The sequence below is a fragment of the Streptomyces sp. P9-A4 genome, assembly GCF_036634195.1.
Classification (GTDB): domain Bacteria; phylum Actinomycetota; class Actinomycetes; order Streptomycetales; family Streptomycetaceae; genus Streptomyces.
This window is the reverse complement of the sequence record NZ_JAZIFY010000001.1, coordinates 6,531,188-6,544,523: the sequence shown is the minus strand read 5'-3', so window position 1 is coordinate 6,544,523 and position 13,336 is coordinate 6,531,188. Positions and strand designations below refer to the sequence as shown.

Below are 13,336 nucleotides of genomic sequence, written 5' to 3'. Positions count from 1 at the left end.
TCGTGGTCGACTCGTGGTCGACTCGTCGAGTTCCTCGCCCCGACGGTCAGCAGCAGCCGCATCGGGGCCGCGCAGAACGCGCAGTCGATGGCCATCGGACCCGTCGACGCCCAGCCGGGAAAGCCGCCGGCCCGTCAGCCGGGCGCGATCGACAGATCGCCCTGGTAGCTGGGCGCGTCAGGGCCGTGTTCCGCCGCTTGGGCGTCCTCCCATGCGTCGATGCGCGCGATCAGCGGGGCGGGCAGTACGTCCTGCTCCGCCCACGGGTAGGTGTCCACTTCTTCGGGGTGCAGGACACACGGCTCCGGGAGTTCGTCCTCCCCTCGCAGCAGGGGTACCTGGGGCGGATCGGCCAGAAGGCGTTCGGCCCGCTCGGTCTCCTCGGCCCGCCGCCACCGCAGGTGGTACTCACGCTCCAGGTAGGGGCCTTGGGTGAACGGGCAGCGGAACAACTGCGCCAGGTCCGCACCGTCGGGCCCGGACGCCAGGCCCGGGACATCCCGGCAGAAGAACTGGGCGAGCCCCACGAAGGGCACCGGTCCGTCCGCCTCGAGCAGTCCGCCGCCGGGCCACGTCCGACTCGACGGCCACACGCCCGCCGTCCGGGCGGTACGGAAACCGCCCTAACCGTCCTCGCCCAGCACGACCACGTACGTGCCCCGTGCCGTCGTTCCGTCGGGGAGTAGCCACTCCGCCGTCAGTCGGGTCGCGGCGTCGGGGGCCGGTGTCGAGGCCGGGCCCGGCGTCAGGGTTCGGTGGAGCCGCAGCGTCAGCCGGGTTCCCGAGGCTCGCACCCGTACGTCGGTGCCTTCGCGGTCGTCCTCCGCCCCCACGAGTTCCGCTTCCCCCTCGGTCCCCCGTCCGGCGGGCGAGACGGTGACCGTGAGGTCCGGGGTGTCGGTCTGCGACTGGGCCTGGGCCTGGGTGCGGCCGGCGAGCAGGGCGTACAACCGGTCCACGAGCACCGGGTCGTGGGCGCCGTCGTAGATCCAGCGCTTGCCGAGGACTCCGTGTTCGCAGGTGCCGATGAGCGCGTGATCGGCGCCCGCCAGGGGACCCGCGCGGTACGTCATGGGGACCAGATACGCGGCCCCGTCCGCGTCCGTCACCGCCATGAACTCGATGCCGACCTCGCCCGCCGGGTCGTCGAGCCGGAAGCCCCCCGCCTTCGCGGGCCGGGGCTCCGTACCGGCGTACCACTCCCGGGTCGGCAGCCACTCGGTGAGCAGCTCCAGCTTCGTGGGCCGCAGGGTGGTGTGGTGGATGACGGCCATCGTGCGGTCTCCCTCGCCTTCGTGCCCCGGGCGCCCTCCGCGCGCGGGGCATTCGCAACGTAACAGACCATGCCGCGAGGTCACCGAGCGGGCCGGTTCGACCCGGCCTAGCCTGGAGGAGGAGTTGTCCCCGGCAGGCGGGAGGCCCGCCGTGAGGTGCTCACGCACGTGCCGCAGGCGCGTCTGCGGCGGAGTCGCGGGAATCGCCGCTCTCAGTATCTTCGCCGCGCCGGTGGGCGCGGGTACGGCGTTCGCAGCCGACGATCCACCCGCCCCCGCCCCGTTCGCGGCATCGGCCACGGCCTCGCCCTCACCCACTGCCTCGGCATCGGCCACGGCCCGGTCGGACTTCCCCCAGCTCACCCCTGCCGTCGCCGCCCGGCTCGACAAGGCGATCCAGGACGTGCAGAAGGAAGCCGGCGTGCCCGGTGTGACGGTCGCCCTCTCGGCTCCGGGGAAGGGCTCGTACGTCCGTTCCTTCGGCGTCGCCGACACGGGCACCGGCATGCCGATGAACGCCGGTCTCTACATGCGGATCGGCAGCGAGACCAAGACCTTCACGGTGACCGCCGTGCTCCAGCTCGTCGACCGGGGCAAGGTGGGCCTGGACGACCCGATCTCCCGGTACGTCGACGGCGTACCGAACGGCGACAGGATCACCCTGCGCCAACTCGCCGCCATGCGCAGTGGCCTCTTCAACTACACGGCGGACGAGGGCTTCTACAAGGCGCTGACCACGAACCCCCACCGTTCGTTCACGCCGCGGCAGCTGCTCGACTACGCCTTCAAGCATCCCGTCCAGTTCCAGCCGGGAGCCGAGTTCGAGTACTCCAACACGAACACGGTCCTCCTCGGCCTCGTCGTGGAGAAGGCCGGCGGCATGCCGCTGCCCGACTTCATCCGGAAGAACATCCTCGACCCGGCGGGCCTGGCCCGGACCTCCTTCCCGACGGACGCCGCGTTCCCCAGCCCGCACGCCCACGGCTACACCGAGCAGACCGCCTCGGGGAAGCTGGAGGACGCCACCGACTGGAACCCGTCCTGGGGCTGGGCGGCCGGCGCGATGATCTCCGACCTCCAGGACATGCGGAACTGGGCCCGGGTGGTGGCGACCGGGACGCTGCTCACTCCCAGGACACAGGCCGAGCGCCTCAAGGTCTACCCGGGGAGCACCCCCGGCTCCGGATACGGGCTCGGCATCTTCGACATCCAGGGCTGGATCGGCCACAACGGATCCCTCCCCGGCTACCAGTCCCTGACGATCTATCTGCCCGAGTCGAAGGCCACCCTGGTCATCCTGCTCAACACCGACGTCGTGCACGAGGGCAGTGCGCCCAGCACCCTCCTCGGCAAGGCCGTCACCCGTGTCGTGACGCCGGACCACGTCTACGACATCCCGGTCCCGGCGGCTCCGTCGAGCGACAACCCTGAGCAGGACCGGGGATGAGGAAGTGGTTCCGTAGCACCGGCCGGTGTACGAGTCGCCGACCGACTACTGCCCCCACGGCGTGTGGGCGTGCGGCCGCAACAGGAAGGCGGCGCGGGAGCACCGGCGCTGAGGAGAGGACGTAGGGGTGTCCGAGTCGCGCGGGGGTGGTTCGGAGCGCGCCCGCAGCGTGACGACCCTGCTGATAATGTCGGAAATGCCGCATTTCACCTGTGGCACGCAGCCGTGCCGCCGTACAACGGGAGCAGGAATGACCGGTGGACCCGAACCCATCAGCGCCGTCGCCCGCGAGGCACTGGAGCGGGAACTCGACGATCTGCGCACCGAACGCGAGGCCGTCGCCGTCACCCTGCGGGGCGGGGGCGACGACGAGACGGGCGACCGGGCCGACCAGGCCGACGAGCTCGAACGCGCCACGGAACTCGACCGCCTGGACCGCCGTATCAAGGAGATCGACGGACGGCTGGGCGAGGCGAAGGCCGCCGGAGCGCCCCGTACCGACGCGATCGGTGTGGGCAGCACGGTGACCGTACGGTTCCAGGACGGCACGGAGACCACTGTCCAGATCGGCGAGGTCGCGGCCGTCCTCGACCGGACGATGGTCACCGCCGACAGCCCGCTCGGCGGCGCGCTCCTCGGCCACCGCGCGGGCGACACCGTCGGATACGTGACGCCGGAGGGTCCGGCCACGGTCCTCGTCCTGTCCCTCGGCGACTGACCGGATGTCCGACGCACGACCCGAAGGAGACCGGCCCGGGGCCGAGGGAAAGCCCGGCACCGGCCGCTCGGGAGCCGAGACCGGGCCGGACGCAAGCGGGTCCGGAGGCGAGGCAAAGACCGACGCCAGTCGCTCCGGAGCCGAAGCCGAGCCCGACGCCAACCGCTCCGGAGCCGAGGCCGAGACCGACGCCAGCCGCTCCGGAGCCGAAGCCGAGCCCGACGCCAACCGCTCCGGAGCCGAAGCCCGCGGTCAGGAGCAGGTCAAGGAGGCCGATCGCAAGGGCGGTCCCGGACACACCGTCCTGCTCGCCCTCGCGCTCGCGGTGCCGGTCGCCAAGGTGGCGTACACCGTCGGCGGCGGAGACGCCGTCCGCGACGTGTTCGTCGGCATGGAGCTCGCGAACTGGCCGGACGTCCTGATCGGCATGGTGATCACGGACCCGCTGCTCGGCTCGGTGCTCGCCGTCGTCATCTCCCGGGTGGTCTTCGCCCTGTTCGCGGCGCGTGGTGCCGTCCCGCTCGGCGGCGGCATCGGCGGCGCGGCCCGGCGCGCGGCGCTCACGGTCGTGAACCCGGTCGCCGTGGGCGTGATCGACGCGTGCCTCTTCGGCCCGTGGTGGGGACTCGCCACCGGACTCGTGGCGTACGCGCTCCGCCAGGGCGTGGTCGTGGAGTACCGCACGGGCCGGCGCCGTTCGCACCACCACCGGAGTCGTCCGGGCGCGGACACCGCCTACCGGCCGGCCGCCTGGCTGCGCCGGGCCGCCGGTGTGGAGCAGTGGGTGGCGCTCGGTCTGACCGTGGTCGTCCTGCCGTTCCTCGCCTTCGCGTCGGCGCTCGACGGCCGGGCGTGGACCTCGATCGTCGAGTGCCGGGTCACGGACGGCACCCGGACGACGAGCGACCGTCTGATCGAGCTGGGCCGCAAGGGCAACGGCGTCGTCGGCTGGAACCTCGCGTCCGAAGAGATCTCGAACGGCGTGGGCTGCGTGGGCGTCGACAGCCTCTACGTACGCGAACCCTGGTGGCGCAGCTGACCGGCCCCGGGCCTCCCCGGGCCTCCCCGCCGGGCCTCAGCCCGTCACGATGCCCGTGACCAGGTTGATCGTGGTGGCCAGGATGCTCACGCCGAAGACGTACGACAGAAGGCAGTGCCGCAGGGCGACCGAGCGGATCGTCGTGTCGGACACGTTGGTGTCGGAGACCTGGTAGGTCATGCCGAGGTTGTAGCTGAAGTAGAGGAAGTCGCTGTAGCGCGGGGGCTCCGGGGAGTTGAAGTCGATGCCGCCGCCCGGCCTCCGGTAGTAGAGGTACGCGTAGCGGGTGGCGTACATCAGGTGCAGCGCCGCCCAGGCCATGAACACCCCGCCGAGCGCCGTCGCGGCGGCGGCGTGGCTCAGGTCGGACCTGCCGACCAGGAGCAGTACGACGATGCCCACGAGGCCGCCCACCGCCGTGCCCACGACGACGAGTTCCTCGACGACCGGCCGGAACTCCTCGCGGCGTACGTTGCGATGGGTGGTCGGCGCGTCCATCGGCCACAGGACGATCCATCCCGCGGCGACGAACAGCGTCTCCGCCACGGCGATCCCCGTGAGCACGCCGAGGGGCGCGTGGGTGAGCGCGCCGACGAGCCAGCCGGCCGCCGCGCCGACGACCATGGACGCGGCGAGCCGGTGTACGGCGGCGAGCAGCAGCCGAGAGGTCATGACGGGGCTCCCGGGCTCCGGGCTGGGGCAGGGGCGAGATCGGAGTGAGGGCCGTCAGCCTTCCAGTACGACCACGGCCTCGTCCGTATAGGTCCGGAAGGTCAGCGTCTCCTGGAAGTAGAGCTGGACGCTGGTCGCGTCGTGCCCCGAGTAGCCGATCGCCAGGTCCTGCCCGATGAGCAGTTCGAAGTCGCCGCCCCGGGTGGACAGGACGAAGCCGCCGCTGAGGGCAGGGGCCCAGATCGGGGAGCCGTCCAGCATCCGTCCGAGGTGCGCGGCGATCGGGTAGCCGTGGTCGGAGGTCTCGCTGACCGCGCGGTACTCGTCGGCGCCGAGGAGCAGGGCGTACGGGCCGTCCACTCCGGCGAGCCGCAGCGCGGTCAGCGCCCGGCTCACCGCGTCCGGGTAGTCGCGCGGTTCGGCGGGCAGCCGTACCACCGGGTTCGAGGAGCGGGCGCGCAGTCCGTCGACGCCGGCCGCCCCGTACCCGTCGAAGACCGTCCGGTCCTCGACGAACGCCATCGCGCGGGCCGCGTCCTTGACGGGCTGCCAGTCGGAGTCCTTGGCCCCGCGCTCGACGTCGTCCACGGCGGCCCTCGCCACGGTGAACGGCACCCGGAGTTCGACGAGCGGCTTCGCCTCGCGCAGGTACGCCGTGACGCCGGGGGCGGGCGGGCTCATCTCGGTGAGGTGTCCGGTGCCGACGGCGGAGAGTTCCGGACCGGCCGGGTCGGGTACGTCGACGACCCGGCGTCCCGCGACGTTGCGCCGGAAGGTGCGGCGGGCCTCCTCCTCGATCTCGGCCCAGGCCGCCGGGGTGATCGGGGCGAGTTCGCGGTGCAGGTTGTTCGTGGTGAGTCCGTGCGGCGCGGGGGGCGTGGCGTCGGGGGTCGTCATGGGTGCTCAGGCTCCTTTCAGGCCGCCGATGCCGAGGGATTCCCCCCGGCGGGCGGCGTCCGGCGGCGCGGCCGGCAGGTCGTCGAGGAAGTCGGCGCTCGGCACGAAGAAGAGGCCGCCGGTGACGGCCCTGGAGAAGTCGAGGATGCGGTCGGTGGTGCCCGGCGGGTCGCCGAGGAACATGTTGCGGAGCATCCGTTCGGTGACGGAGGGGGTCCGCGCGTATCCGATGAAGTAGGTGCCGAACCGGCCGCCGCCCACCTGCCCGAACGGCATGTTCGCGCGGAGGATCTGGCGGGACACGCCGTCCTCGTCGACGATCGTGTTCAGGGCGACGTGCGAGTTCGCGGGTTTGACGTCGTCGGGCATCTCGACGTTGGACGCCTTGGACCGCCCGATGACCCGCTCCTGCTCCTCGACGGTGAGCGCGTCCCAGGCGCCCATGTCGTGGAGGTACTTCTGCACGACGACATAGCTGCCGCCGCGGAAGCCGGGGTCCTCGTCGCCGATGTGGACGGCTCCGGACGCCACCGCGCCCGAGGGGTTCTCGCTGCCGTCGACGAAGCCGAGGAGGTCGCGCTCGTCGAAGTAGGTGAATCCATGGACCTCGTCGACGACGGTCACGGCGCCGCCCAGCCGGTCCATGATCAGCCTGGCCAGCTCGAAGCAGAGGTCCATGCGCCGGGCGCGCACATGGAAGAGCAGGTCGCCCGGGGTGGCCGGGGCGCGGTGCCGGGGGCCGGTCAGGGCCGGGAAGGGGTGCAGTTCGCGGGGGCGGGGGCCGCCGACGAGCCGGTCCCAGCCCTCGGACCCGATCCCCGCGACGCAGACGAGACCGGCGTCGCGCAGCCGGAAGGAGACGGAGCGGGTCAGGGAAGACAGCTCCTGGAGACCGTCCCTCACCGTGGCCTCGCCGCCCGGGTTGACGGTGGCCACCAGGAAGACGGCGGCCCGGGTGGGCGATGTGACGACGGGCTGAACGACGACCATGGCACTCCCGGCCGGAAAGTGATCAGCAACGATCAACAAAAGGGAAGAAAGGGACAGCGTCAGGGTAGGTGCGCTTGATCGGACCCGCAGCCCGACGGGGAGGGGCGCGGCGAGCGGTTCGCACGCGGAGATGCGCGCGATACGGGTGCACCCGAGGCGGGTGGACCAGGGGCGACCACCCCAGAGGCGGGCGCATCCGAGACTGGCGCACCCGGGGCGGGCGCAGCAGAGGCGGGCGTATCCGAGGCGGGCGCACCCGCCCACCCAAGTGGCATGGCCCCCTCGCCGCACATAGCCTGCCAAAGGATGCCGATTCCTCCGTCATGCCCTGATTTCCCATGGTGAAAGGGTGGAAAGCCTTGAGCACCGACCAGGAAGCGCAGAACGCCCCGGAGGGGCCCGAGCCCCTGGAGCCCAGGGTGGGTCCCCGGGAGCCCAGGGTGGGTCCCGCTCCCGACGGCGACCCCGAGTTCCACCCCTACCACCACCCCGCCGCCGGCTGGGGCGCCGCGAAGAGCGTGACCTCCTTCCTCGTACGCGAAGGGGCCCTGGTCGACGGCCCGCGCGCGATCATGCGGATGAACCACGAGAACTCCGGCTTCGACTGTCCCGGCTGCGCGTGGCCCGACGACACCAAGGGCCTCCACCTGGACATCTGCGAGAACGGCATCAAGCACGTCACTTGGGAGATGACCCGCAAGCGGGTCGGCCGCGAGTTCTTCGCCGCCCACTCGGTGTCCGAGCTCACCGGGTGGAGCGACTACGACCTGGAGAACGAGGGCCGGCTGACCGAGCCGATGGTCTACGACCCGGCGTCGGACCACTATGTGCCGATCACCTGGAAGGACGCGTTCGAGGTGGTGGGACGCGCGCTGCGCGGCCTCGACGACCCGAACCGGGCGGCGTTCTACACCTCGGGGCGGCTCGGCAACGAAGCCACGTTCCTGTACCAGCTGATGGCCCGTGAGCTGGGCACGAACAACCTTCCCGACTGCTCCAACATGTGCCACGAGGCGAGCGGCCGCGGCCTTCAGGCCTCCCTCGGTACGGGCAAGGGCACCGTCGACCTCAAGGACTGGGAGGCCGCCGACGCGCTGTTCGTCTTCGGGGTGAACGCCGCGTCCAACGCGCCCAGGATGCTGACCGCGCTCGCCGATGCCCACCGGCGCGGCGCCCAGATCGTGCACGTCAACCCGCTCGTCGAGGCGGCGGCGACCCGCACCATCGTCCCGCACGACTTCACGGACATGGCGCTCTTCAAGGCGACGAGGACGAGCACCCTGAACCTCCAGCCGCGCATCGGCGGCGACATGGCGCTGATCCGGGGCATGGCCAAGGTGATCCTGGAATGGTCCGCGACCGACCCCAGGGCGCTCGACCGGGAGTTCATCGACCGCCACACCTCCGGCTTCGAGGAGTACCGCGCGGTGTGCGAGGCCACGCCGTGGGAGGAGATCGAGCGGCAGTCCGGGCTGAGCCGGGCCGACGTGCTCAAGGCAGCGCGCGTGTACGGCGATGCCGACCGCAGCATCATCAGCTGGTGTCTCGGCCTCACCCAGCACGAGCACGGTGTCGACACCGTCCGCGAGATCGTCAACCTGCTGCTGCTCCGGGGCAACCTGGGGCGGGAGGGCGCGGGTCCCTCGCCCGTACGCGGTCACAGCAACGTCCAGGGCAACCGGACCTGCGGCATCGACCACCGCCCCGGCGACGCCTTCCTGGACCGGCTCGCCGAGGTGTGCGGGATCGAGCCGCCACGCGAGCACGGCATGGACACCGTCCGCACGATCGAGGCGATGGGACGCGGCGAGGTCAAGGTGTTCGTCGGCATGGGCGGCAACTTCGCCCTGGCCGCCCCGGACACCCCGCTCACCTACGCGGCGCTTCGGAACTGCGACCTCACCGTCCAGGTCAGCACCAAGCTCAACCGCAGCCACCTCGTCCACGGCGCGCGGGCCCTCATCCTCCCCTGCCTCGGCCGCACCGAGAAGGACCACCAGCGCAAGGGCGTGCAGAGCACCTCTGTCGAGGACTCGATGAGCATGGTCCACCTCTCCCTCGGCATGAAGCGCCCCGCGTCGCCGCATCTGCTGTCCGAACCGGCCATCGTCGCCGGCATGGCGCGGGCCGCGCTCCCCGACAGCGCCACCCCCTGGGAGTGGTACGTCGAGGACTACGACCGCATCCGGGACACCATGGCCAAGGCGCTCGACGGCTTCGAGGACTTCAACCGGCGGGTCCGCCTGCCGCTGGGCTTCCGCATCAAGCAGCCGGCCCGCGAGCTGGTCTTCCTCACCCCCTCGGGCCGCGCCGAGTTCTCCAGTCCCCCGCTGCCCGACGTCGTGCCCGAGCCGGGCACCCTGGCCCTCGGCACCATGCGGTCCCACGACCAGTGGAACACCACCATCTACTCCGACAACGACCGCTACCGCGGCATCAAGAACCTCCGCACCCTCGTCTTCATGAACCGCGCGGACATGCGCGAGCGCGGCATCGCCGACATGGGCCCCGTCGACATCACGAGCACCGCGAAGGACGGGAGCGAACGGCATCTGAAGGGGTACCTGGCGATCCCGTACGACATTCCCCGGGGCTGCGCGGCCGGATACATGCCGGAGATGAACGTGCTGTGCGCGCTCGTCGACTACAGCACCCAGAGCGACCAGCCGATCATGAAGCACGTCACGGTGACGGTCCTCCCGGCCGCCTGACTCCCCGCGCCCCGTGACAGAGTCGTACCCGGCCGCCCGAACAGGCACGACCACCACACACCGTCGGAGCGGCGCTCCGGGAAGAGGAGCGAACCATGGGGAGAGTGACCGTACGGCGGCGCGTCCTGCGCGTGCGGGAGGGGGTCTCCTCCTACCGCCCCGACACCCTGGCCGCGGAGGAGCCGATGGAGATCCGCGTCGGCGGACGGCCGCTGACGGTGACGATGCGCACCCCGGGTGACGACTTCGACCTGGCGGCCGGGTTCCTGGTGAGCGAGGGCGTCGTGCACACGGCGGCGGACGTGGCCGGAATCCGCTACTGCGCGGGCGCCACCGCCGACGGCGGCAACACGTACAACGTGGTCGACATCGGCCTCGCCCCCGGTGTGGCCGCCCCCGACGCGTCCCTGGAGCGGAACTTCTACACGACCTCGTCGTGCGGGCTGTGCGGCAAGGCCAGTCTGGACGCGGTGCGCACCACGGCCGCCTGGTCGGTGGCCGAGGACCCGCTGCGCGTCGGTACGGACGTGCTGGCGATGCTCCCCGACCGGCTGCGGGCGGCGCAGCGGGTGTTCGACACCACCGGCGGGCTGCATGCCGCGGGGCTGTTCACGGCCGAGGGCGAGCTGCTGTGCCTGCGGGAGGACGTCGGCCGGCACAACGCCGTGGACAAGGTCGTGGGCCACGCCCTGCGGGAAGGCCTCCTGCCGCTGCGCGGGTCGGTCCTCATGGTGAGCGGCCGGGCGTCGTTCGAGCTGGTGCAGAAAGCGGTGATGGCCGGAATCCCACTGCTCGCGGCCGTCTCGGCGCCGTCCTCGCTCGCGGTGGACCTCGCGACGGAGAGCGGTCTCACCCTGGTCGGCTTCCTGCGCGGTACGTCGATGAACGTGTACACGGGTGACGAGCGGCTCGACCCGCTGCCTGTGGCCTGACGGCCGCCCCTGCCTCTGCCCTGACGGTCACCCCTGCCCGTGGCCGGGCGGGCGCCCCTGAGGGTCGCCCGCCCGGCCTGAGGGAAAGCCCCCGCAGCCCCTACGGGTCCCTACGGGGCGACCGCTCCGCTCTCCGCCCACTCGGACTTCGCCCCGGCCCCGGTCCCGGCCTCGTGCTTGCGCACCGTGCAGTGCAGCGAGTCGTCGATCACGTCGGCCACGATCGTGTCGCCGGGATCGGCCTCCCCGCCGAGGAGCAGCGAGGCGACGCGGTTGTCCAGTTCCGTCTGGATCGTGCGGCGCAGCGGGCGGGCGCCGAACTCCGGCTGGTAGCCGTGGGCGACGAGGAGCTTCTTCGCCGCCTCGGTGACCTCCAGAGTCATGCCCTGCGCGTGCACCCGGTGCTTGCTGCGGTCCAGGAGGTGCTCGACGATCTCCGACAGGTCCGCCTCGGTGAGGCTGTGGAAGACGATGATGTCGTCGATGCGGTTGAGGAACTCGGGCAGGAACCGCCCGCGCAGGTCCCCCATCAGCTCGTCCTTCAGCTCGGCGGCGTCGCCCTCGTGGGCGAGGATCCGGTGGGCGCCGATGTTGGACGTCATGATGACGACGCAGTGCCGGAAGTCGACCGTGCGGCCCTGACCGTCGGTGAGCCGTCCGTCGTCGAGGATCTGGAGCAGCGTGTTGAAGACGTCGGGGTGGGCCTTCTCCACCTCGTCGAACAGGACGACGCTGTACGGGTTGCGGCGGACCTTCTCGGTGAGCTGGCCGGCCTCCTCGTAGCCGACGTATCCGGGGGGCGCGCCGACGAGCCGGGCCACGGTGTGCTTCTCCTGGAACTCGCTCATGTCGAAGCGGATCATGCGGTCCTCGTCGCCGAAGAGCAGGTCGGCGAGGGTCTTGGCGAGTTCGGTCTTGCCGACGCCCGTCGGCCCGAGGAAGAGGAACGAGCCGACGGGACGGTTCGGGTCGCCCATGCCGGCGCGGCTGCGGCGCACCGCCTCGGAGACCGCGGTGACGGCCTCGTCCTGGCCGACGATCCTGGCGTGCATCTCGTCCTCCAGCTTGAGCAGCTTCTCCTTCTCGCTGGCGGTCAGCTGGGACACGGGGATGCCCGTACGGCGCGACACGATGTCGGCGATGTCGGAGGCGGTGACGGAGACGACGCCCTCGCGGCGTTCCTCGACGCCCGCGAGTTCGCCCTCACTCTCGGCGATCTGCCGCTTCAGGTCGGAGGCCTTCTCGAACTGCTCGGCGGCGACGGCCTGGTCCTTCTCGCGCCGCAGCTTGGCGAGTTGGTCCTCGCGGCTGACGACCTCGGTGGAACGGCCCGCGCTGCGCAGCCGTACGCGGGCGCCCGCCTGGTCCATCAGGTCGATGGCCTTGTCGGGCAGGAACCGGTCGCTGATGTAGCGGTCGGAGAGCTCGGCCGCCGCCGCCAGGGCGCCGTCGGCGAAGCGGACCTGGTGGTGGGCCTCGTAGGCGTCCCGCAGTCCTTCGAGGATCTGCACGGTCTCCTCGACGGTGGGCTCCGGGATCAGGACGGGCTGGAAGCGGCGCTCCAGGGCGGCGTCCTTCTCGATGTGCTTGCGGTACTCGTCGATCGTGGTCGCGCCGACGACGTGCAGCTCACCGCGCGCGAGGGCGGGCTTGAGCATGTTTCCGGCGTCCATCGAGCCCTCGCCCGTCGCGCCCGCGCCGACGACGGTGTGGAGTTCGTCGATGAAGACGATGATCTCGCCGCCGGCGTTCTGGACGTCCTCGATGACCTTCTTCAGGCGTTCCTCGAACTGGCCGCGGTACTGCGCTCCGGCCACCATGCCCGACAGGTCCAGGGAGACGACCCGCTTGTCCTTCAGGGTGTCGGGCACCTCCCCGGCGACGATCCGCTGGGCGAGGCCCTCCACGATGGCGGTCTTGCCGACGCCGGGCTCGCCGATGAGCACGGGGTTGTTCTTGGAGCGCCGGGAGAGGATCTCGATGGTCTGCTCGATCTCCTCGGCGCGGCCGACGACCGGGTCCAGTCTTCCGGCCTTCGCCTCCTCCGTGAGGTCCCTGCCGAACTCGTCCAGGGTCGTCGCCGGCTCCTTCGCCGCCGCCCGGGCGCCGCCGTCGGGTCCGGCCGCCCGGTCCGTGAGGCCGCGCAGCTTCTTCACATCGTGGTCGTCCGCGCCGAGCATCCGGGTGGCTCCCGAATCGGCGTCGTCGAGGAGGGCGGCGAGGATGTGCTCGGGGCCGATGTACGACACGCCCGCCCGCTGCGAGCGGGCGTAGGCGGCGGCCAGGGTGCGCTTGGCCGCCGGGGTGAGTCCGGGCTCGGAGGAGGGCTCGCCGGACTCCCGGGGCAGCACCTCGTCGAGCTGGGCCGCGAGCGCCTCGGGGTCGACCCCGACCTGGGCCAGCAGCCTGCGCGAGGGGTCGACCCGGGTCGCCGCCCACAGGAGGTGCTCGGTGTCGAGGTCGGAGGTGCCGTCCTCGACGGCCTTGCGGGCGGCCAGGTTGAGGAGTTCGTGCGAGGACTCGGTCAGCAGACGCCCGATCGGTACGCGTTGCACGGCGGGCGGCGACGACGCCGGTGACATTCCGAAGAACCGGTTCAGCATGTCGCTGAACGGGTCGGACGAACCGAAGGGTGAACCGAACGCCATCGACATCT

At 71.6% G+C, this 13,336-nt stretch carries 11 protein-coding genes; 5 read left to right on the top strand and 6 right to left on the bottom strand.

The window, feature by feature from the left end:
• Positions 1-134: 134 nt before the first annotated feature.
• Positions 135-536: a hypothetical protein gene (locus V4Y03_RS29400; protein WP_332436880.1), complete on the bottom strand. Its 402-nt coding sequence runs from the start codon at positions 534-536 to the stop codon at positions 135-137.
• An 87-nt stretch (positions 537-623) separates the two neighbouring features.
• Positions 624-1,274: a maltokinase N-terminal cap-like domain-containing protein gene (locus V4Y03_RS29395; RefSeq protein WP_332436879.1), complete on the bottom strand. Its 651-nt coding sequence runs from the start codon at positions 1,272-1,274 to the stop codon at positions 624-626.
• Positions 1,275-1,506: 232 nt separating this feature from the next.
• On the opposite strand from V4Y03_RS29395, the gene V4Y03_RS29390 reads away from it, so the two are divergent.
• The 3 genes from V4Y03_RS29390 (at position 1,507) to V4Y03_RS29380 (ending at position 4,478) form a co-directional block, all read left to right on the top strand.
• A complete protein-coding gene (locus tag V4Y03_RS29390; protein ID WP_332436878.1) occupies positions 1,507-2,721 on the top strand; it encodes a serine hydrolase domain-containing protein in 1,215 nt (404 codons plus the stop codon).
• A gap of 250 nt (positions 2,722-2,971) precedes the next feature.
• Entirely contained in the window at positions 2,972-3,439 is a 468-nt protein-coding gene (locus tag V4Y03_RS29385) for a GreA/GreB family elongation factor (RefSeq protein WP_317874325.1), read from the top strand.
• Between the two features lie 4 nt (positions 3,440-3,443).
• Positions 3,444-4,478, top strand: coding sequence for a hypothetical protein (locus V4Y03_RS29380; protein ID WP_332436877.1), 1,035 nt, complete (start codon positions 3,444-3,446; stop codon positions 4,476-4,478).
• 36 nt (positions 4,479-4,514) lie between these two features.
• On the opposite strand, the gene V4Y03_RS29375 is transcribed toward V4Y03_RS29380, so the two are convergent.
• From V4Y03_RS29375 to V4Y03_RS29365, 3 genes are read right to left on the bottom strand one after another with little or no spacing between them, the layout of a single operon-like run.
• Entirely contained in the window at positions 4,515-5,150 is a 636-nt protein-coding gene (locus V4Y03_RS29375) for a DUF1345 domain-containing protein (protein WP_317874326.1), read from the bottom strand.
• A 54-nt stretch (positions 5,151-5,204) separates the two neighbouring features.
• On the bottom strand, positions 5,205-6,047 hold the full coding sequence (locus V4Y03_RS29370) for a family 1 encapsulin nanocompartment shell protein (protein ID WP_332436875.1): 843 nt from the start codon (positions 6,045-6,047) through the stop codon (positions 5,205-5,207).
• A 6-nt stretch (positions 6,048-6,053) separates the two neighbouring features.
• On the bottom strand, positions 6,054-7,037 hold the full coding sequence (locus V4Y03_RS29365) for a Dyp-type peroxidase (protein WP_332436874.1): 984 nt from the start codon (positions 7,035-7,037) through the stop codon (positions 6,054-6,056).
• A gap of 359 nt (positions 7,038-7,396) precedes the next feature.
• Here V4Y03_RS29365 and V4Y03_RS29360 point away from each other — a divergent pair, with 359 nt between their 5' ends.
• Together V4Y03_RS29360 and fdhD are read left to right on the top strand one after the other, a co-directional pair.
• Complete coding sequence (locus V4Y03_RS29360; protein WP_332436873.1) at positions 7,397-9,748, top strand: FdhF/YdeP family oxidoreductase; 2,352 nt, start codon at positions 7,397-7,399, stop codon at positions 9,746-9,748.
• A 95-nt stretch (positions 9,749-9,843) separates the two neighbouring features.
• A complete protein-coding gene (gene fdhD / locus V4Y03_RS29355) occupies positions 9,844-10,680 on the top strand; it encodes a formate dehydrogenase accessory sulfurtransferase FdhD (RefSeq protein ID WP_332436872.1) in 837 nt (278 codons plus the stop codon).
• A 110-nt stretch (positions 10,681-10,790) separates the two neighbouring features.
• Here fdhD and V4Y03_RS29350 read toward each other — a convergent pair whose 3' ends face one another.
• Positions 10,791-13,334, bottom strand: a complete 2,544-nt coding sequence (locus tag V4Y03_RS29350) for an ATP-dependent Clp protease ATP-binding subunit (protein WP_332436871.1) — start codon at positions 13,332-13,334, stop codon at positions 10,791-10,793.
• Positions 13,335-13,336 lie beyond the last annotated feature (2 nt).